We start from the raw sequence: 20,617 nt of genomic DNA, 5'->3' as shown, positions 1-20,617 counted from the left end.
AGAGGCAGGCAATGAATCAAGGTAAACACTGGGTGACGCGCTGCGTCGAAACGTGTGCGGACCACCTGATGGCCTGGCGCAAGGGACTGCTGTTGCTGTTCGTGCTGGTGACGCTGGGCCTGGGCTACAGCGCTACCCACACGCAACTGGATCCGGGGTTCAACAAACAGATCCCGGTGCGTCATGAATACATGGTCAATTTTCTCAAGTTCAGTCGCTACTTCACTGGCGCCAACCGCTTCCTGGTCAGCGTGCGCTGGAAGGGCGAGGGTGACATCTATAACACCGAGTACCTCGAGACCCTGCGCAAAGTCACCGACGACGTGTTTTTCATCTCCGGGGTCAGCCGCCCCAGCGTAACGTCGCTATTTACCGCCAACGTGCGCTACATCGAAATTACCGAGGAAGGTTTCTTTGGCGACGTGGTGGTGCCACCGCGCTTTAGCGGCACCCCCGTGGACCTGGCGCAAGTGCGCAGCAACACGGCGGCCTCCGGGCAGGTCGGCCGTCTGGTAGCCAACGACCTGAAATCGGCCATGGTCCGCGCCGACCTGCAGGATACTGACCCCACAACCGGTCAGCCGGTGTCCTATGTCGACATCGCCAAGCGCCTGGAAGACATCCGCGCCAAGTACAACAGCCCCGATATCGAGATCAACATCGTCGGCTTCGCCAAACTGGTGGGCGATGTAGTCGAAGGGCTGAACACCGTGATCGGCTTCTTTGTCGTCGCCTTCGTGATCACCGGATTGCTGCTGTGGCTGTATTCCCGTTCCCTGCGCGTGACCGTGGTGGCGCTGGTGGTGGCGTTGTTGCCGGTGGTCTGGCTGCTGGGTCTGTTGCCGCTGTTGGGATTGGGCATTGATCCGATGTCGATCCTGGTGCCGTTCCTGATCTTTTCCATCGGTGTGTCCCATGCGGTGCAGATGACCAACGCCTGGAAGCAGGATGTACTGGCCGGTAGCACCTCCAGGGAAGCGGCACGCTCGGCGTTCTGCAAGATCTTCATCCCCGGCTCCCTGGCCTTGCTGATGAACGCCCTGGGGTTCGCGGTGATGATGCTGATCGATATTCCCATCGTCCACGAACTGGGGGTGACTGCCTGCATCGGCGTGATGCTGATGATCATCACCAACAAACTGATGCTGCCGATCATCATTTCCTACCTGCGCCTGGAACCTGCGCTGTTGCGCCGGGCACAATCCCGGCCGGTGGGCAAGCATCGCCTGTGGTGGCGCCTGTCGGTGCTTGCCGAACCGGGGCCGGCCCTCGGGGTATTTGTCATCAGCCTGTTGCTGCTGTTGGCCGGGGCCTACAAGGCGCGCGACCTGGCGGTGGGCGATATCGGCGCGGGCGCGCCGGAGCTGCGGGCCGATTCGCGCTACAACCAGGACAACGGCAAGATCATCGGCAGCTACGCCATCGGGCTCGATGTGATGTCGGTGTTCGTCCAGGTCAAGGGCGTCGACGAAGGCTGCCTGTCACCCACCGTGATGCGTGCGGTGGAAGCCTTCGATTTCCGCATGCGCACGGTTTCAGGCGTGCAATCGATCCAGAGCGTGGCGGACATGGGCAAGCGGGTGATCGCCGGCAATAACGAAGGCAATCCACGCTGGGCGGCGATTCCAGGTTCCTCCCGTGGCCTGAGCCAAGGGGCGCGGGCCTATATACCGGATGACGGATTGGTGACCGACGGCTGCCAGCAGATGCAGATCCTGGTGTTCCTTGCCGATCACGAAGGCAGCACCGTCAGCCATGCAATCGATGAAGCGAAGCGGATCATTGCCGAGGTCAATTCGCCGCAAGTCGAATTCCTTCTGGCCGGCGGCAACGTCGGGGTGATGGCGGCCTCCAACGAGGCAGTCAAACGCGCCGAAATCGTCATGCTGGGGGCGCTGTTCGGTTCGGTGGCGCTGTTTTGCTGGCTGACCTTCCTGTCGATCCGCGCGGTGCTGTGCATTCTGGTGCCGCTGGCGATTGTCGCGATTCTGTGCAACGCACTGATGACCATGCTCGGGATCGGCCTGAAAGTCGCCACCTTGCCGGTGATGGCGCTGGGCGTGGGCGTGGGGGTCGACTACGGCATCTACCTGTACGAGCGCATCCAGCACGAAATGCTGCGGGGCGCCAACCTGCGCGAAGCCTTCTACGAGGCTATGTGCCAACGCGGCACGGCGGCGGTATTCACTGCCGTGACCATGTCGATTGGCGTCTGCACCTGGGCGTTCGCGCCGCTGAAGTTCCAGGCCGACATGGGCGTGTTGCTGTCGTTCATGTTCCTGGTCAACGTGCTGGGGGCGATTTTCCTCTTGCCGGCGCTGGCGGCCTGGTTCAATCGTGGGCGGCCGCTGGTCACCGAGCGGGTACGCCAACCCGCGGCACCACAAGGTCAGTTTCGGCTGAAAAACAGCCCGGCTGCGCGTGATACTCAATAGCGAAAAAATAAACCTGTCGGGCCTATTGTGGAGTAAGCAGACGATAGGGAAACTGAGGCGCGGGCCCCTGTTGCAGGGACCCGCGCAGGCCAATAGCCGAAATTATAAAAATAACAAGGGAAGGGCACCGTCCTTACCCGAGCGAGGAGAAGACTATGCAAGATGTTGTCTTGACCGCTGACGCCCTGGCGAGCCTTGGCCTGGACCTCACGCGCTACAACGAGTTGGTGGGCGAAATCTACGAAGGCGTCCTCGATCCGAAACTGATGGCCCACGCCCTCAGAAGCTTTCTCAAACTCTACGATGCCAACTACGTCACCCTGATCCTGCGGGTGCCGGACCAACCCGATACGGGCCTGATGATCCTCGTCGGCGATATCGAAGGTGCCGGTGACGTCTGCTACATGACCTACCCGCAGTCCAATTCGCCGTTCGTCAACCAGCCACTGGACAGTGTGTTCACCGTCGATGACGTCATGAGCTCCACGGAATGGGAACACAGCGCCTACTTCAAGGCGTTCTGCGGTCCCAATGATGTGTATCACGTTATGTGCGCGGACATTTCCACCCCGGACGGCGGCAAACTGCGCTTTCGCATCACGCGCCCCAAACGCGCCCCCAACTTTTCTGCCAACGAGCGGGCGCTGTGCGCCAGTTTCCTGCCACACCTGCGTCGTGCCTCGCAGTTGCATAACTTGCTGGACCGCAGCGAATCGCTGAGCGATTTGTACTCCCAGGCCATCGGCCGGTTATCGGTGGCGACCCTGGTGCTCGACGAGAGCGGCAGCGTGTTGCAGATCAATCCGGTGGCCCAGGAAATCCTCGCCCGCTCCGATGGCCTGAAACTGGTGGGTGGGCGCCTGGAGGCAACGTACCCCAGCGACAACCGTGAGCTGCAGCGATTGATCCGCAGCGCCTTTTCCCCGGATGCGCCGAAAAGCGCCGAGGCGATGTCGGTGACTCGCCCCTCGGGGTTGGTCAGCCTGGGCCTGGTGGTGGAGTCGATTCCGTCGCTGGATTGGGCCGAAGGGAAGGGCCAGCCGGCGGCATTGGTGTACATCCGCGATTCGGTGAGCAAGTCGCTGGCCAGCGAGGTGGTGACCAAACAGTTGTTCAACCTGACCAAGGCCGAAACGGCGTTGGCCATGGAACTGACCAACGGCCTGTCCCTGGAAGAGGCCGCCGAAGTCTTGAACATCCGGCGCAACACCGCCCGCGCCCATTTGCGCTCAATCTTCTCCAAGACCGGCGTGCGGCGCCAGACCGAGCTGGTGCGCATCCTGCTCAACAGCGTGGTGGCCTTGGGAAAACCCAAGCTGACGTTGAAAATGGCCGAGAAAATCAAAGTCCCGCCGCTGCAACTGGCCGTGCCTATCCATCGCCAGGCCTGACCCTCCCATGCCGGCCGCCGGGCCGCTATTGACCGCCCGGCGCCGCAGTCACTGACGTACCCCGTTTTGTAGTCCGCACAGACGATGCCGCTGGGTGATCGCCCTGTCGATACTGGGCGGACCTATCACGGAGAACCACTATGCCTATAACAGCCATCACCGGTAGCGCCTCGGGAATCGGGGCCGCCGTCAGCGTAGCCATGCGCGCCGCCGGACATCAGGTCATCGGTATCGATCGCAGCAACGCCGAAGTGATCGCCGACCTGTCCACCGCTCAGGGTCGTGACGCGGCCATCGCGCAAGTGCTTGAACTCAGTGGCGGGGTTCTCGACGGGCTGATCTGCTGCGCCGGGGTCGGTGTCACGGCGCCCACCTGCGGGTTGATCCTGGCGGTCAACTACTTCGGCGTCAGTCAATTGCTGGACGGTCTGCAAGGTGCGTTGGCCAAGGGCCAACAACCAGCGGCGCTGGTGATCGGCTCAGTGGCGGCGACTCATACCGGCCCTGACGGCCAACCGATGATCGAAATGATGCTCGCCGGCGATGAGGCCCAGTCACTGGAGTTGGCCAACACCCTCGGCCACCCTCACGTCGCCTATGCCGCTTCCAAGTACGCCATCAGTCACCATGTCCGTAGCCTGGCGGTGAGCTGGGGCAAGCAGGGCATGCGCTTGAACGTGGTGGCGCCGGGCGCGGTAGCAACCCCGTTGCACCAGGCTTCGCTGGAAGATGCACGGTTTGGCCAGGCGACCCGCGATTTCGTCGCGCCTCTGGGTCGCTCCGGGCGCCCGGATGAGCTCGCCGCAATGGTGGCCTTCCTGCAGTCGCCACAAGCGTCGTTTGTCCATGGCAGCGTGGTGTTCGTCGATGGCGGTATGGACGCTATGGTCCGCGCCTCGCGCTTCTAAAAGGAATTGGCATGAACAAGGTGGCATTCATCACCGGCGCCAGCCGTGGTATTGGCCGCGAGGCGGCACTGGCATTTGCTCGCGCCGGTTTCGATCTGGCGATCAGCGCCCGCACCCTTAACGAGGGCGAACAGCATGAACATGCCCTGCGCGACGCCGCCGGGGCGCCGCTGGCCGGCAGCCTCAACGGCACCGCCGAGGCGTTACGCGAACTCGGTTGCCGAGTACTCGTGGTGCCGATGGACCTGCTCGACAGCGCCTCGGCCCTGGGGGCCTGCGAGGCGGTGCTGGCCGAGTACGGGCGCATCGACGTGCTGATCAACAACGCTATCTATCAGGGCAGTGACCTCAACGCCGGGTTCATGGACCTGCAAGCGCAGACCCTGGAGCGGATGTTCCAGGGCTACATCCTCACACCGTTCCTGCTGACCCGGGCGGTGGCCGAACACATGGTGGCGCGCGGCGGTGGGGTGGTGATCAACGTCACCTCGGGCGCCGGCGAAAGCGACCCACCGGTGGCGGCGGACAAGGGGGGCTGGGGTTATGCCTACGGCGCGGGCAAGGCGGCAGTGTCGCGACTGTCCGGGGTGCTGACCACGGAGCTGGGTGATGCCGGGGTTCGCGCTTACACCCTCAATCCGGGGGTGGTCACCACCGAAGCGCTCAAGGCCACCATCGGCGACAAAGGAATGATTGCTCTGCGCTCCGGCAGCGCTCCGCCCCATGTGCCGGCGGCAGTCATGCTGTGGCTGGCTACCGCCGAACAGGCACCGGGGTTTCAACGCCGGACCATTGCCGCGCAGCCGTTTGCGTTAGAGCATGGGATTGTTGCTGATTGGCGTTGACCGGTTGTTGATCGTTCCCACGCTCGCGTGGGAACGATCAGTCAGCGAGTGCGGGTCTTACGCCTGCCGCCGCTGGCGGGCGAGGGTCATGGCGGTGTCTTCAATCATGTCTTCCTGGCCGCCGACCATTCCCCGCCGCCCCATCTCGACAAGGATCTCCCGAGCCGAGACGCCGTATTTCTTCTCGGCACGCTTGGCGAACAGCAGGAACGAACCGTAGACCCCGGCGTAGCCCATGGTCAGGGCGTCACGATCGCTGCGGATCGGGAAATCCATGATTGGCACCACTAAATCCTCGGCGACGTCCTGGATACCAAACACGCTGACGCCGGTGTCGATGCCCATGCGGTCGCACACCGCCACCAGTACTTCCATCGGCGTGTTGCCGGCACCGGCACCGAGGCCCGCGCAGGCGGCGTCGATCCGGTTGGCCCCGGCGGCAATCGCGGCGATGGAGTTGGACACGCCCATCGACAGGTTGTGGTGGCCATGGAAGCCAATCTCGGTTTCCGGCTTGAGTGCCGCGCGCATCGCCTCCACACGGGCGCTGACGTCATGGGGCAACAGGTAGCCCGCCGAGTCGGTGAGGTAGATGCAGTTGGCGCCGTAGCTTTCCATCAGCAAGCCTTGCTTGACCAGGCCTTCAGGACTGTTCATGTGAGCCATCATCAGGAAGCCGACAGTGTCCATGCCCAAGCCACGGGCGTGGGAGATGTGTTGTTCGCTGACATCGGCCTCGGTGCAATGGGTGGCCACGCGAATGGTGTTGACCCCCAGTTCATGGGCCATTTTCAGGTGATCGACGGTGCCGATGCCCGGCAGCAGCAGGGCCGAGACCTTGGCTTTTTTCATCAGCGGGATCACCGCCGACAGATACTCCTCGTCGGTATGGGCCGGAAAGCCATAGTTCACTGAGCTGCCGCCCAGGCCGTCGCCGTGGGTGACTTCGATCAGCGGCACGCCGGCCGCGTCGAGGCCGCAGGCGATGTCTTTCATCTGTTGCAGGCTGATCTGGTGACGCTTGGGGTGCATGCCGTCACGCAGGCACATGTCGTGAACGGTGATGCTTTTGCCGCGAAGATCCATGGTCGGCTCCTTATGCGTGGGCGGTTTGGACGGTAGCGTTCAGCACAAGCTCGCCCTTGAGGATTTCCTCGGCGAACATTTCGGCGGTGCGTGCCGCCGCGGCGGTCATGATGTCGAGGTTGCCGGCGTACTTGGGCAGGTAGTCGCCCAAGCCTTCGACTTCCATGAAGATCGACACCCGATTGCCGTCGAACACCGGGCCGTTGACCAGCTTGTAGCCGGGCACATAGCGTTGCACTTGCTTGATCATTGCCTCGATAGCGGCGGTGATCGCCGGCTGGTCGGGTTCGCTGGCGGTCAGGCAGTGCACGGTGTCGCGCATGATCAGCGGCGGCTCGGCGGGGTTGATGATGATGATCGCCTTGCCTTTCTTCGCGCCGCCGACCTTTTCCACCGCCCGGGAGGTAGTGCGGGTGAACTCGTCGATGTTTTTCCGGGTGCCGGGACCGACCGACTTGGAGGCGGCGGTGGCGATGATTTCGGCGTATTCCACCGGCTGTACGCTGGACACCGCCGCCACTAGCGGAATGGTGGCCTGGCCACCGCAGGTGACCATGTTGACGTTCATCACCCCCAAGCCCAGTTGGGCCTTGAGATTGACGGGCGGCACGCAGTACGGGCCGATGGCCGCCGGAGTCAGGTCGATCATCAACACGCCCAGGGCATTGAGTTTGCTCGAATTCTGCGGGTGCACGTAGGCCGAGGTGGCGTCGAAGGCGATCTGGATCTGATCGTCGAGGACATGGGGCAGCAGGCCATCGACACCCTCGGCGGTGGTTTTCAGGCCCAGTTCGCGCGCCCGCGCCAGGCCTTCGGAGGTGGCGTCGATGCCCACCATCCACACCGGTTCGAGCACCTCGCTGCGCATCAGTTTGTACAGCAGGTCGGTGCCGATGTTGCCCGGCCCGATCAGCGCGCATTTGATCTTTTTGCTCATGGTCTTTGGCTCCAGGGGAGGGAAGGGGTGATCAAGGGACAAAGCGCAGGCTGGCTTCGCCGAGCCCGCTCATGGACAGGCTGATGCTGTCGCCGGCGACCACTGGCACCAGCGGCGCCAGGGCACCGGAGAGAATGATTTCGCCGCGACGAAACGGAATGCCCAGCTCGCCCAGGGTGTTGGCCAGCCAGGCCACTGCCGCGCAAGGGTGACCTTGCACCGCCGAGCCCAGACCCGAACCTGCGGGCTGGCCGTTTTTCAGCAGTTGCATGTGCACCGCGGCCAGGTCCAGTGAGCGTGGGTCGATGCGCTGGGTGCCGAGGGCGAACACACCACAGGAAGCGTTGTCGGCCACGGTGTCCTGGATGCGGATCTGCCAGTCGTCGATCCGCGAATCGACGATCTCGAAGCACGGCACGACCCATTGGCTGGCGGCCAGCACGTCCTCGGCGCTGATGCCCGGGCCTTGCAAGTCCTCGCCGAGGATAAAGGCGATTTCGCCTTCGGCCCGGGGCTGGATCAAGTGATGGCGGGCCAGGCTGACATCGCTGCCATCCTCGACCTGCATGGCATTGGTGAGGAAACCGAAGTCCGGTTGGTGGACATCGAGCATTTCCTGAACGGCGCGGCTGGTGACCCCGATTTTTTTGCCGATCACCCGCTCGCCAAGGGCTTCGCGGCGTTGCAGAAAATGCAGGGAAATCCGGTACGCCTGCTCCAGGGTGATTTGGGGGTAGCGTTGGGTCAGGGGCGCCAGTGTCTGGCGACTGCGCAGGGCGTTGAACAGCTCATCACCGAGCGCGTTGATCAAATGGGCGTCCATGGCGAGGGCTCCAGATGGGTGGGAAGAAAAAAGCCCGCCCCAACATCAACAGGGACGGGCTCAAAGGAGTCGGTTCAGCCGGGCCAGACCGACGAGTCGGCACCGCCATCGACATCAATGATCTTGCCGGTCACCCAGGCCGAAGCGGGGCTTGCCAGGTACAGCGCGGCGGCGGCGATGTCTTGCGGGGTGCCCAGGCACTTGAGCGGGGTGTTGGTTTCCATGACCTGGCGCATGGCTGCCGGCATCACGCCGTTCAGCGCTTCGGTCAGGGTGGGGCCGGGGGCGACGGCGTTGACCCGGATCTGCGGCGCAAAGTCCTGGGCCAGCAAGCGAGTCAGGTGGCTGAGGGCAGCCTTGGCCGTGCCGTAGGCGCTGAAATGGCGTTGGGCATAGCGCGCCGCCACCGAGCTGATATTGATGATGTTGCCGCCACCGGCCTCGCGCATCAGCGGCACGCACAACTGGCAGAAGGCATAGCTGGTGGCGACGTTGAAGTTCAGCACCTGGGCGAATTGCTCAGGCGTCATGGCCAGCGGATCGTTGGGCCCGCCACCGCCGACGTTGTTTACCAGATGAGTGATACGACCCATTTGCTCAACGCTTTGACGCACCAGCGCCTGGCGTTGCTCGGCATCGTTGACGTCACAGGCGATGGCCAGGGCGCGCCGGCCCAGGCCACGAACTTCTTCGGCCACGGCCTGTACCTCGTCCAGTGAACGCGCCGAGCACACTACATCGGCGCCGGCTTCGGCATACGCCAAGGCAATCGCCCGACCGATACCCCGGCCGCTGCCGGTGACAATGGCGACGCTGCCGTCCATTTGGAAACGCTGCAAAATACTCATGGGCCCTTGCTCCGTGGGGTCGACTGTTGATGGGCCTACTATCGCCACCGTGGCCTCGGCGGGCATCGTCTCAACGGACTAGCGAACCAGGACGACGGCGCTCTGCAGGAGAGGGTTGGGATGAGGGGCTTTTGATCTTGGGGGCGGCGCGGTTCTTGTAGCCTCTGCCGTAGGTACGAGCACGCCGAACAGAAACTGATCCAACGAGTACATATCCGGCATGCGCGTGTAACTGAAAAATAGGTTCCGTAGCAGCTGACGAGTAGAACGAGGCTGCGTTCGAGTGACGCAGTCCTCGCAAATACTGTGCTCGCGGTACATCTGGAGTGACGAGTTGTAGGGTTTTACGACTGCTGCGCCGGACGCGGCCTCGTTCTACTTGTCCGCTGCTACGACATCTAGCGGGCCAAAAGATGTGTAGATACCTATGCCCCTACAAGGTGTTCTCAATCGTATCAGCCGTCATTTGGCTGGCCTGATTGAGAACGCCCTGTAGGGTCTGTTGCCGTTTCATTGCGAGCCGCAATGAAACGGCAACAGACCCTAGTCCGCTTTGACGATGAATGATTGTTCGCTCGATCCGATGATCCACCACAACTCGCGCAGTGGCGCAGTGAGATCGGGAGAATTGAGTGATGCACAGCATGCGAGAAAAGACCCAGGACGAACGTGATCTGCTTGAACGTGCACGGAGCCTGGTGCCGGCACTCAAGGCACGCACGGCGCAGGCCGACAAGGACTTGAAGGTGCCGGAGGAGAGCGTTGCCGAGTTGCAGTCCGCCGGTTTGCTGCGGGCCTTGCAGCCTCGGGCGTTCGGTGGCTACGAAGTGGACCCGCGTACCTTCTTCGAAATCCAGACCATCCTCGCCGAGGGTTGCATGTCCACGGCCTGGATCTACGGCGTGATGGGGGTTCACCCCTGGCAGCTGGCACGTTATCCGATCGAAGCACAGCGTGAAGTCTGGGCGGATGACCACAGCACGTTGATCTGCTCGACTTATATGCCGGCGGCCAAGGTCACGGTGGTGGAGGGCGGTTACCGGATCAGCGGGCGCTGGGGTTTCTCCAGCGGCAGCGAGCATTGCCAATGGGTGCTTTTGGGCGGCATCCTGCCTCCCGATGGCGAACTGGCTGCCGAGCACGGCACCTTCCTGCTGCCGCGTCGCGACTATCAGATCGAGCGTAACTGGGATGTGCTGGGCCTGCGCGGCACCGGCAGTCATGACATCGTGGTCGAGGATGTGTTCGTCCCGGCCCATCGCGTGCAACGCACCAATAACTGGACCCTCGAAGCGACGCCCGGGCGCCTGGTCAACACCAACCCGATCTACGCGATCCCCTTCGCCCAGGTGTTCTCGCGCGCTGTCTCGACCTCGGCCATCGGCGCCCTGCAAGGCGCGATCAACGAGTTCCGCGACAACGCCGCCAAGCACATCGGCAAGCACGGCGCCCGTACGGCTGACGATCCGGTGGCGCAAACCGCCGTTGCCGAAGCGATAATCACCGTTGACGGCCTGCGCCTGGTACTGGAGCGCAACTACGAGCACCTGATGAACCTGGCCCGTGCCGGCGAATATCCGGACACAGAGACTCGCCTGCTGTATCGCTACCAGTCAGCCTACGTGACCAACATCTGCGCCGAACGGGCCAACGACCTGCTGCGCAGCATGGCCGCCTCGGGCTTGTACAACACCAACCCGGTGGCGCGGCTGTTCCGCGACCTGCATCAGGCGCGCGGGCACATCGCCAACAACTACATGGCCTACGGGCGCAGCTACGGCGCGGTGATGCTGGGCCTGCCCAACCCGGACCCGTACGTCTGAGGCCATGGTGCCCGTTTCGATACCCCTGGGTTTACACCTGCCCGTGATACACGGGCAGGTGGTCATGAGTACCTGACCTATGAACAATTATCTTGCCCTGCGCGTGGCGCGAGTGATCGAGGAAACAGCCGATGCGCGTTCCCTGGTATTCGACGTGCCGGAGCATCTTGGCGAACGTTTCCGTTATCAGCCTGGCCAGTTCCTGACCTTGCGCATCCCCTTCGAAGACGGCTGGTTGCCGCGCTGTTATTCGTTGTCAAGCACGCCATTGCTGGGCGAACCGCTGCGGGTGACGGTCAAGCGCGTGCGTGACGGCCGGGCCTCGAACTGGCTCTGCGGCGAGTTGCAGGCCGGTCAAACCCTGGAGGTGCTGCCGCCTGCCGGGGTGTTTGTGCCGCGCAGTCTGGACGACGACCTGCTGCTGTTCGGCGGGGGCAGCGGCGTGACGCCGGTGCTTTCAATCCTGCGGTCGGCGCTGTTGGCCGGCCACGGCAGGATTCTGTTGATCTACGCCAACCGCGATGAAGCCTCGGTGATCTTTCGCGACGAACTCAAGGCACTGGCCAGCGCGCATCCGCAACGCCTGCAGATCGTCCACTGGCTCGATTCGGTGCAGGGCATTCCGACCATCGAGCAATTGGCTGAGCTGGCGCGTCCGTTTACAGACGCCCAGGCCTTTATCTGTGGCCCCGGGCCGTTCATGGACGCAGCGGTCAGCGCGCTGAAAAACCTGGGGCTGCCCGGCGGCCGGGTCCATGTCGAACGCTTTGTCTCGCTACCCGGCGAAGGCGAATTGCCGCTGGCGGCCAGCAGTGAAGCGGCGATGGCTGCGCAGTTATCGGTGCGTCTGGATGGCGAGGAACACAACCTGGCCTGCGACAGCGGCGAAACCGTGCTGGCAGCGATGGAGCGTGCCGGCCTGAATCCACCCAGCGCCTGCCGGGTGGGTGGCTGCGCCTCGTGCATGTGCACGTTGGAAAGTGGTGACATTGAGCTGCTGCACAACGATGCGCTGGACAGCGGTGAACTGGCCGAAGGCTGGATCCTTGCCTGCCAGGCTGTGCCAACCAGCGCCCACTTGCGTATCCGTTTTCCCGAATGATGCAGATCACCGAGCCTACGATGAACCAGAGCCTGAAGATATCCCTACCGCTAAGCGAAGTGCCCACCACCATTGCCCGGTTGGTGTTCCAAAGCGCCGAACGTTTTGCCGGTCGCACGGCCATCGAAGACAACGGACAGTGCACTGATTACGCCGAGTTGCCAGAACGGGTCATGGGCTTTGCCCGGGGCTTGATGGCGCTGGGCATTCAGGCCGGCGACCGGGTCGGTGTCTGGGCGCCGAACAGCGGTGACTGGATCCTCGCGGCGCTGGGCATTCAATGCGCCGGTGCGGTGCTGGTGCCGATCAACACGCGCATGAAGGGCCTTGAGGCCGCCGATGTACTGGAACGCAGCGGCTGCCGGCTGTTGTTTGTCCAGCAGCGTTTTCTCGACGTCGACTACCCGGCGCTGCTCGCTCCCCATCGGCCGGCCAGCCTCGAACACCTGGTGATTCTCGATGGCGACACGCCTGGGCGGTCTTCGGACCTGACCCTTGCACAGTTCCTGCGCGGTGCCGCGACCATCGACGCCGAGAGTGCCAAGCGCCGCGCATTGGCAGTCGGCCCCGAGGCCATGTGCGACCTGTTGTTCACCTCCGGCACCACCGGCAAACCCAAGGGCGTGATGAGCGGTCATGGCCAGAACCTGCGGGCCTTCAGCGAATATGTCAAGGTCATCGGCCTGGTGCCGGGCGACCGCTACCTGATCGTCAATCCGTTCTTCCACGCCTTTGGCTATAAGGCCGGTTGGCTGACCTGCCTGATCGGCGGGGCGACCATCCTGCCCCATGCGGTGTTCGACGCAGAAGAAGTCTTCCAGCGCATTGCCCGAGAGCGCATCAGCATCCTGCCCGGCGCGCCGACCCTGTACCTGTCGCTGTTGGCCCACCCGCGACTCAAGCAGACCGACCTGTCGAGCCTGCGCATCGCGGTAACTGGCTCGGCCAGTATTCCACCGAGCCTGATCGAGCGCATGCGCAACGAGTTGGGATTTGCCGTGGTCACCACCGCCTACGGCCTGACCGAATGCGGCGGGCTGGCGACCATCTGCGATCCCCAGGACTCGGCGCAGGTGATTGCGGGCACCAGCGGTCGGCCGATTGCCGGCACCGAAGTGAGCATCCGCGACCCGCACAACCAGGCGCTGAACTCAGGGCAGACCGGCGAGATTTGTCTGCGTGGTTTTCACATCATGCAGGGCTATTTCCAGAACCCGGAAGCGACCCGGGAAGCCATCGACGCCGAAGGCTGGCTGCACACCGGCGATGTCGGGCGCCTGGATGAGGCGGGCAACCTGATCATCACCGACCGCCTGAAGGACATGTTCATCGTCGGCGGATTCAACTGCTACCCGGCGGAAATCGAAGCGGCGCTGATCAGGCACCCGGCAATTGCCCAGGTGGCGGTGATCGGCATCGCCGATGAGCGCATGGGCGAGGTCGGGTGTGCCTGCGTGGTGCTGCGTGAAGGAGAAGAACTCGACGAGGCGCAACTGATCGCCTGGAGCCGTGAGCAGATGGCCAATTACAAGGTCCCGCGCCAGGTCCGCTTCTTCAACGCCTTGCCACTCAACCCGTCGAGCAAGGTGGCGAAGAACGAGCTGCGCGCGGTGGTCAACAGCGCTCAGGCATGAGGCGCGCTCATCTCATCAAACGGACGATGTACACGGCACCGGTTTTTTTCATGCTGTGGTAACACGAGCAAAAAACAACAACAAAAGGAGAGGAGCATGTTTACGCGGAATATTGTTGCGCGTCGTCCGGGGAACCTGATCAGGGGGCGCTGCCTGTTGGCAACGGCGATCACCGTCGCCAGTGCCACGACCAGCGCCGCACCGACCATCCAACTGGGAGAAAACACCACCCTGGATTCGTCGCTGACGGTTAACTACACAGCCTCCATGCGTACCGCCAAGCAGGCCAGTCAATACCTCAACGACCCGAACAACGACGACGGCACGCGCAACTTCAAGCGCGGATCCTTGATCAACAACCGTCTGAGCCTGTTTGGCGAACTGCAACTCAAGCACGACAACCTCGGAGCGGTGCTGCGCGGCAGTGATTTCTATGACGATGTCTATCACCAGCGCAACGCCAACGACTCGCCGGAGACGGTGAACAAATTAGGCAACAACGATGGCTTCAGTGACAAAACCCGCCATCTGAGTGGCAGCACCGCGCGCCTGCTCGATGCGTATGTGTATGGCAACTTCGACGTCGGCGAAACCCAGTACCTGTCGCTCAAGGCCGGGCGGCATCTGGTGGCCTGGGGCGAGAGCCTGTTCTGGCCCAACATCAGCCAGGGCCAGGCCCCGGTGGACGCCACCAAGTTCAACGTGCCAGGCACCGAGGCCAAAGACTCGTACCTGCCGGTGGGGCAGGTGTCCGGGTCGTGGTCGCTGAATGAAAAACTGGCGCTGGTGGGCTACTACCAGTACAAGTGGGAAAAGACCGAGCTCAATCCCGTGGGCGACTATTTCGGCAGCGACACCTTCGGTCCCGGCGCCGAATTCTATCGTCTGGGCAGTGGTGTGGTTAGCAGTCTGCCCAATGGCGCCGCAGTCGCTTATGCCGGTGAGAAAGACGCCAGCAACAGCGGCCAATGGGGCCTGGGTGTGCGTTACCGGATCACCGAGAACACCGAGGTGGGGCTGTTCCATTACCGCTATAACGAGCGCATCGGTTCGTTGTTCTTCGACTTCACCGGCAACACCCAGTACTCGTCGCTCAAGAGCATCGGCCATAACGGCGATGCGATGACCTATCGCATGGGCTACTTCGAAGACGTCAAACTGACCGGGATCAGCTTCAGCTCGAAGGTCGGCGACTCGGTGCAGTACGCCGGCGACCTGAGCTACCGCGACGGTGCCTCGGTCTACCTGAGTAACGGCGCGCCGACCACCGGGCAAATCTGGCAAGGCAACCTCAACACCTCGTACATTCTCGGGCCGAGCTTCCTGGCCCACCAGACCACCTTTGTGGGCGAAGTGGTGCATCAACGCATCGCCTCGGTGGACAGCCTGACGATCACTGGCGGTGGAGTTGGTGTGGACGGCACGTTCGACACGTTCGAGTCGAAGACCCAGACTCGCGGCTCGACCCTGCTGGGCGTTGGCGCCTACATGGACTATCCGTCCATTGCCGATGGCCTGGACTTGAGCACCAAAGTGGTATGGACACAGAACGTCGACGGCAGCGCCTATCAGGGCCTGGGTCGTGCCGAGAAGCGCCTGACCGTGGGGGGCGACTTCAAGTACCTGGGTAACTTCCAGGTCGGTATGAGCTATGTCGCCTACCTGAGCTCGCCGGATGTCGCCCAGGGCCGACTGCTGGCTGACCGCGATTACCTGTCGCTCAACGCCAAGTACACCTTCTGATGATCACGGCTGCGTCGCGATATGGCGACGCAGCTTTCATTTGTAGCCTGATAACAACAAAGAGAGGCCTGTCATGAACCCTCGTCCGACCCCATCACCGTTCAGCCCTATTGCGATTGGTCCACTGACCCTGAAAAACCGGTTTATCAAGTCTGCCACCAACGAGGGCATGAGTGTCCAGGGTGTGCCTTCCAAACAATTGGTCAAGCTGCACTCAGCCCTGGTCGCTGGCGGTACCGCCATGACCACCGTGGCCTATTGCGCGGTGAGCAGCGATGGCCGCACCTTGCCCAACCAGTTGACCCTTACCCAATCCAGCCTGCCGCACTTCAAGGCCCTGACCGACGGGGTGCACGAGGCCGGTGGTCTGGCCAGCGCGCAGATCACCCACGGCGGCTGCTTTACCTTCATCCGCGAGCGCTCGACCAAACGTCCGCTGTCAGCCAGCGGCGGCTTCAACAAGATCGGCTTGATGAGTGGCATGTTCCTCAAACAGGCGATGAACGAAGCCGACATGCAACAAGTGGTGCGTGACTTCGCGCAAGGAGCGCGCCTGGCACGCCAGGCGGGTTTCGATGCCGTGGAAATCCACATGGGCCACGGCTACCTGCTCAGCCAGTTCATTTCGCCGATGTACAACAAGCGCCGCGACCAGTACGGCGGCAGCCTGGAAAACCGCCTGCGCTTTCCGCGCCGAGTGCTGCGTGCGGTGCTGGATGCGGTTGGCCAGGACATGGCAGTGATCTGCAAATACAGCGTGACTGAAGGCGTGCGCGCCGGTAACAGTGCCGAAGACGGGGCGAAGATTGCCCGCATGCTGGAAGAAGAGGGCGCGCACCTGCTGGTGCTCAGCGCCGGGATGAACGCCGAGTCGATCACCACCATGTTCGGTTCCTCGTTCCCCAAGGAAAACCGCGTGCAGCAGAAGAACAAGTTGATTGCTTTTGCGATGGACATCCAGCGTCGCAAAGAGCCGACCGTGGAATTCCATGAGCTGTATTTGCTGGAACATGCGCGCAAGGTGCGTGCGGCGGTGAAAATGCCTTTGGCTTATCTGGGTGGTGCCAAGAGCCTGGCGAGCATCGAAAAGCTGATGGCCGAGGGCTTCGACCTGGTCGCCATGGGCCGGGTGTTGCTAGCCGAAAATGACTACGTCAACAAACTCGCCAGTGGCGCCAGCCGCGACTCGATCTGCACCGCCTGCAACCGCTGCGTGGCGATGATGTACACCCCCGGCGGCACCTCCTGCGTACTGGGCCAGCCCGGCGATGCCGAGTTGAACAGCCAGCCGGCGGCGGGGCGCCAGGCCATCTCCTTGCCCTTGTAGGAGCAGCCGGTCGACGCCCGATGGCTCGCGAAGGTCGTTAACGATAACGCGTGTCTGCTGGATGAACGCGTTGTCCTTGAGTCCTTCGCGAGCAAGCTCGCTCCTACAAAGGGAGATGATTAACCGTTCTGCAGGAAGTCGATGCAGCTGCGATTGAACAGCTCGCGATGTTCCACCTGGACCCAATGCCCGCAACGGTTGAGCACGATGAACCGGGCGTTCGGCGCGCCGTCGATGATGCGCTGGGCGCCGCTGATCGGGTTGAAGTGATCGTTGGTGCCCCAGAAACCGAGGATCGGGCACTGGATCTCGCCCAAGCGTGATTCCATATTCGGCACCATCATCGTACTGAACAGGTTCTTGGGCTGGGTCACGGCCACTGCCACGCGTTCTTGCAGCAGGCTTTCCGGCAGGATCGAATCATCGAACAGCTGCAGGCGCATCATGCTGCGCATCTCGTCCAGGCCGATGGGACCGGCGCTGAACAGGCTGACCATGCGCACGATGCCTTCCATCTTGAAGTAGGTCTCCCGCTCCTCGACACCGCCCGGTGCCAGCAGGATCAGGCTCTGGGGCAGTTGCGGCAGGCGCAGGGCCAGGCCCAGGGCAATCGCGCCGCCCAGCGAGTTACCCAGCAGGGTGCAGCGCTTCACGCCGACGGCTTCCAGAAACGCCGCCACGCAGTCGACGAAGAAATCCAGGTTGTACTGGGCGTCCTCGGGTTTGTCCGAGCGGCCGAAACCCGGCAGGTCGAGCACGATGTTGCGATAGCCCGCTGCGACGAACTGCGGGTAGTTGCCCTTGAAGTTGCTGAAGCCACTGGCGCCCGGCCCGCTGCCGTGCAGCCACAGCACCACGGGGCCCGAGCCTTCATCCAGATAGTGCAGGCGCAAGCCGTTGTTGGGCAGCGTTGCGTAATGGCCGACGGGCAGGGGCAGGTCTACGGGTTGGTTCATGGGGTTCTCCATTGTCTGCGGATTCATGAAGCACAGCCGCGCCAGGCGCTACAGCGAGTTGAATACAGCGAGTTGAATGCAGCGAGTTGAAGAGGAACGCTGCGCCTGGCGTGGTGCGCACCATAAGAATGCTGGGCCCGTACGGCATTGCCGGCATCGTCCGTTCAGACCACGCGGCGATAGTCCCATCGGACGATGCGTGCCAAGGCACTTGCCGCTAATCATTCAGGGGACGGCTCCACTGCAACGGCAGCGGGCCGCAGGGTATTTGCATATTCGGAGATTGCTATGAAGTTACTCAATAAAGTGGCCTTTGTGACCGGCGCCGCGCAGGGCATGGGCCAGGCCATCGTGCGTGGTTTTGTCGCCGAAGGCGCCAAGGTGGTGGCTGTCGACCTGAATCAGACGGCCCTGGCCGAGAGCCTGGCAGACCTGGGCGACAAGGTACTGGCCCTGGCCTGCAACGTCGGTGACGGCGCCTCCGTGGCCGATGCCATGGGCCAGGCCGAGCAGCGCTTCGGCGGCCTCGACATCCTGGTCAACAACGCTGGCGTGGGCGCGCTGGACAGCTTCCTCGAAACACCGGACGAAAGTTGGGCGCGGGTGATCGGTGTGAACCTGGGCGGCACCTTCCTGTGCTGCCGCGAAGGCGCCAAGCTGATGGTCAAGGGCGGGCGCAAAGGGGCGATCATCAACCTCTCCAGCACCGCTGCGCTGACCGGCGACGGTCCTAGCCACTACTGCGCCTCGAAAGCCGGGGTGATGGGCCTGACCCGCTCGATCGCCCGTGAACTGGCGGCCAGCGGTATACGCGTCAACACCCTGGTGCCAGGGCCGACCAACACGCCGATGATGGCCGGCATCCCTGACGACTACATGCAAGCGCTGCTGAAAAACGTACCGTTGGGTCGCATGTGCGAGACCGACGAGATCGCCCGTGTCGCGGTATTCCTGGCCAGCGAAGACGCCAGTTTCATGACCGGCCAGAACATCGCGGTTAACGGCGGCATGGCCTTTATCTGATGGGAGAGTCACTGATGAGCAAACGTCTACAGGGAAAAATCGCCTTTGTGACCGGCGCCGGTTCGGGCATCGGTGAAGCCACCGCGCTGCGGTTCGCCGAGGAGGGCGCCACCGTCGTGCTCTGCGGGCGACGCGTGGAGCCGTTGCAAGGTGTGCAGGAAAAAATCATTGGGTTCGGCGGGCACGCTGAAATTGCCGTGGCCGACGTCAGCGACGAGCAGGCCTACGTCAGCGCATTGGAAGCCACCGCGCAACGCCACGGTCGCCTGGACATTCTGGTCAACAATGCGATGGCCTACACCTGGGGCGGCATCGACACAATGTCCACCGCCGACTGGCACGCCAACTTCGCCACTACCGTCGATGGCACCTTCTTTGGCACCCGCACCGCGATGCGCCTGATGAAAGAGCAGGGCGGCGGTTCGATCGTCAACATCGCCTCGATCTGCGGCCTGTTCGGCACCGCGTGGATGGCCGGTTACTCGGCGGCCAAGGCCGCGGTGATCAACTTCAGCCGGGCGGCGGCCAGTGAAGGCGCGCCAAACAACATTCGTTGCAACGTGATCATCCCCGGCGTGGTCGATACCCCGGCCACCGCCGGCATGCTCGGCGACGCCAAGGCCCGCACCAACACCGAGAAAGTCATCCCGATGAAACGGGTCGGCCTGCCGGTGGAACTGGCCAACGCCATTCTTTTCCTGGCCAGCGACGAAGCCTCCTACGTGACCGGCGCCAGCCTGGCGGTGGACGGCGGACGGGGTTCCGACCTGTATACGGTGTTCGACTGATGGGCCTGGAATCCGCCGCGCTGCTTGAGCGCATCGACCGCCTTGAATCGCTGGACGCGATCCGTCAACTGGCCGGAAAGTACGCGTTGGCCCTGGACATGCGCGACATGGATGCCATGGCCAACTGTTTCGCTCCGGACGTGCGTGTGGGGCGCGACAAGACGGGGCGTGCACACCTCAAGGCATGGCTGGACGAAACCATGCGCAAGCAGTTTCACGGCACTTCCCATCACCTGGGGCAGCACATCATCGAGTTCAGCGACCCGGATCACGCCACGGGCGTGGTCTATTCCAAGAACGAGCATGAGACGGGCCCTGAGTGGGTGATCATGCAGATGCTGTATTGGGACGACTACGAGCGGATCGACGGACGCTGGTGCTTCCGTCGCCGCTTGCCGTGCTACTGGTACGCCACCGACCTGAATAAACCACCGATTGGCGGCCTGAAAATGCGCTGGCCGGGGCGTGAGCCTTATGCCGGCACGTTTCACGAGCTGTTCCCGTCCTGGGATGCGTTCTGGGCGCAACGGCCGGACAAGGACGCCTTGCCGGAAATTGCCGAGCCGGCAGCTCTGGAGGGGTTTCTTGCGACCTTGCGGCGCGGGGCGGGTGATCCGAAGATTCGCGTTCGCTGAAGGTTGGGTTGGCTGATGATTTATGCCGCCAGGAACATTGTTTTTGGCGGTGTACATATCCATTGCTGTGGTAACGGCCACTTGTGGTTTAGCTCTTACAGCCAGCCCTTTCAAGGTCTTCGTTTAAAATCCCCCAAAACTCCAGTCAGGGTGACGAAAACTATGTGGGCAGAAGTTCTAGCGCGATTTGAAAAAAAGGCACCGGCCAGTGTCATGGTCAAGTTGGCTCTGGAACAGGCCATTCCTGCTGAGTGGGTTGATCAGGTGTTCGAAGAGCATCGTCAACGCCAGTACCCGCGTGAGCTTTTGTTTT

At 62.6% G+C, this 20,617-nt stretch carries 17 protein-coding genes and 1 pseudogene; 13 read left to right on the top strand and 5 right to left on the bottom strand.

Annotated features, from left to right (window positions below; all coding sequences use genetic code 11):
* Positions 1 to 11: 11 nt before the first annotated feature.
* From ACN1C3_RS30590 to ACN1C3_RS30575, 4 genes are all read left to right on the top strand, one after another.
* Complete coding sequence (locus tag ACN1C3_RS30590; protein WP_419119455.1) at positions 12 to 2,435, top strand: efflux RND transporter permease subunit; 2,424 nt, start codon at positions 12 to 14, stop codon at positions 2,433 to 2,435.
* A gap of 155 nt (positions 2,436 to 2,590) precedes the next feature.
* Positions 2,591 to 3,826: a helix-turn-helix transcriptional regulator gene (locus ACN1C3_RS30585; RefSeq protein WP_419119454.1), complete on the top strand. Its 1,236-nt coding sequence runs from the start codon at positions 2,591 to 2,593 to the stop codon at positions 3,824 to 3,826.
* A gap of 140 nt (positions 3,827 to 3,966) precedes the next feature.
* Positions 3,967 to 4,734, top strand: coding sequence for an SDR family oxidoreductase (locus ACN1C3_RS30580; protein ID WP_419119453.1), 768 nt, complete (start codon positions 3,967 to 3,969; stop codon positions 4,732 to 4,734).
* Positions 4,735 to 4,745: 11 nt separating this feature from the next.
* Positions 4,746 to 5,579, top strand: coding sequence for an SDR family NAD(P)-dependent oxidoreductase (locus ACN1C3_RS30575; RefSeq protein ID WP_419119452.1), 834 nt, complete (start codon positions 4,746 to 4,748; stop codon positions 5,577 to 5,579).
* Positions 5,580 to 5,636: 57 nt separating this feature from the next.
* On the opposite strand, the gene dmpG is transcribed toward ACN1C3_RS30575, so the two are convergent.
* From dmpG to ACN1C3_RS30555, 4 genes are all read right to left on the bottom strand, one after another.
* Complete coding sequence (gene dmpG / locus ACN1C3_RS30570; RefSeq protein WP_419119451.1) at positions 5,637 to 6,665, bottom strand: 4-hydroxy-2-oxovalerate aldolase; 1,029 nt, start codon at positions 6,663 to 6,665, stop codon at positions 5,637 to 5,639.
* A 10-nt stretch (positions 6,666 to 6,675) separates the two neighbouring features.
* A complete protein-coding gene (locus ACN1C3_RS30565) occupies positions 6,676 to 7,602 on the bottom strand; it encodes an acetaldehyde dehydrogenase (acetylating) (protein ID WP_419119450.1) in 927 nt (308 codons plus the stop codon).
* 31 nt (positions 7,603 to 7,633) lie between these two features.
* The gene (locus ACN1C3_RS30560; protein WP_419119449.1) at positions 7,634 to 8,425 is read right to left on the bottom strand and encodes a fumarylacetoacetate hydrolase family protein; all 792 of its coding nucleotides are present in this window, start codon (positions 8,423 to 8,425) and stop codon (positions 7,634 to 7,636) included.
* Between the two features lie 74 nt (positions 8,426 to 8,499).
* Positions 8,500 to 9,273, bottom strand: coding sequence for a glucose 1-dehydrogenase (locus ACN1C3_RS30555; RefSeq protein ID WP_419119448.1), 774 nt, complete (start codon positions 9,271 to 9,273; stop codon positions 8,500 to 8,502).
* A 635-nt stretch (positions 9,274 to 9,908) separates the two neighbouring features.
* Between ACN1C3_RS30555 and ACN1C3_RS30550 the strand changes: the two genes are divergently transcribed.
* From ACN1C3_RS30550 to ACN1C3_RS30530, 5 genes are all read left to right on the top strand, one after another.
* Positions 9,909 to 11,096 carry an acyl-CoA dehydrogenase family protein gene (locus ACN1C3_RS30550; protein WP_419119447.1) on the top strand — a complete coding sequence of 396 codons (1,188 nt, stop codon included), beginning with the start codon at positions 9,909 to 9,911 and terminating at the stop codon, positions 11,094 to 11,096.
* 79 nt (positions 11,097 to 11,175) lie between these two features.
* The gene (locus ACN1C3_RS30545) at positions 11,176 to 12,198 is read left to right on the top strand and encodes a 2Fe-2S iron-sulfur cluster-binding protein (protein ID WP_419119446.1); all 1,023 of its coding nucleotides are present in this window, start codon (positions 11,176 to 11,178) and stop codon (positions 12,196 to 12,198) included.
* Positions 12,199 to 12,218: 20 nt separating this feature from the next.
* Positions 12,219 to 13,832 (top strand): FadD3 family acyl-CoA ligase, encoded by a 1,614-nt coding sequence (locus ACN1C3_RS30540; protein WP_419119445.1) that lies wholly within the window; start codon positions 12,219 to 12,221, stop codon positions 13,830 to 13,832.
* A gap of 96 nt (positions 13,833 to 13,928) precedes the next feature.
* Entirely contained in the window at positions 13,929 to 15,575 is a 1,647-nt protein-coding gene (locus ACN1C3_RS30535; RefSeq protein ID WP_419119444.1) for a DUF1302 domain-containing protein, read from the top strand.
* A gap of 73 nt (positions 15,576 to 15,648) precedes the next feature.
* Positions 15,649 to 16,902 carry an NADH:flavin oxidoreductase gene (locus ACN1C3_RS30530; protein ID WP_419119443.1) on the top strand — a complete coding sequence of 418 codons (1,254 nt, stop codon included), beginning with the start codon at positions 15,649 to 15,651 and terminating at the stop codon, positions 16,900 to 16,902.
* Positions 16,903 to 17,021: 119 nt separating this feature from the next.
* On the opposite strand, the gene ACN1C3_RS30525 is transcribed toward ACN1C3_RS30530, so the two are convergent.
* Positions 17,022 to 17,858: an alpha/beta fold hydrolase gene (locus ACN1C3_RS30525; RefSeq protein WP_419119442.1), complete on the bottom strand. Its 837-nt coding sequence runs from the start codon at positions 17,856 to 17,858 to the stop codon at positions 17,022 to 17,024.
* A gap of 288 nt (positions 17,859 to 18,146) precedes the next feature.
* Between ACN1C3_RS30525 and ACN1C3_RS30520 the strand changes: the two genes are divergently transcribed.
* The 4 genes and pseudogenes from ACN1C3_RS30520 to ACN1C3_RS30505 form a co-directional block, all read left to right on the top strand.
* Positions 18,147 to 18,881, top strand: a complete 735-nt coding sequence (locus tag ACN1C3_RS30520; RefSeq protein ID WP_419119441.1) for an SDR family NAD(P)-dependent oxidoreductase — start codon at positions 18,147 to 18,149, stop codon at positions 18,879 to 18,881.
* Positions 18,882 to 18,895: 14 nt separating this feature from the next.
* Positions 18,896 to 19,669 (top strand): SDR family NAD(P)-dependent oxidoreductase, encoded by a 774-nt coding sequence (locus ACN1C3_RS30515; RefSeq protein ID WP_419119440.1) that lies wholly within the window; start codon positions 18,896 to 18,898, stop codon positions 19,667 to 19,669.
* 5 nt (positions 19,670 to 19,674) lie between these two features.
* Positions 19,675 to 20,304 (top strand): nuclear transport factor 2 family protein, encoded by a 630-nt coding sequence (locus tag ACN1C3_RS30510; RefSeq protein ID WP_419119492.1) that lies wholly within the window; start codon positions 19,675 to 19,677, stop codon positions 20,302 to 20,304.
* A 15-nt stretch (positions 20,305 to 20,319) separates the two neighbouring features.
* Positions 20,320 to 20,617, top strand: a pseudogene (locus tag ACN1C3_RS30505) (hypothetical protein); the annotation flags it as partial.

This window comes from Pseudomonas sp. H11T01 (genome assembly GCF_048515765.1).
Lineage (GTDB): Bacteria > Pseudomonadota > Gammaproteobacteria > Pseudomonadales > Pseudomonadaceae > Aquipseudomonas.
This window is presented reverse-complemented; position numbering and strand designations above follow the sequence as displayed.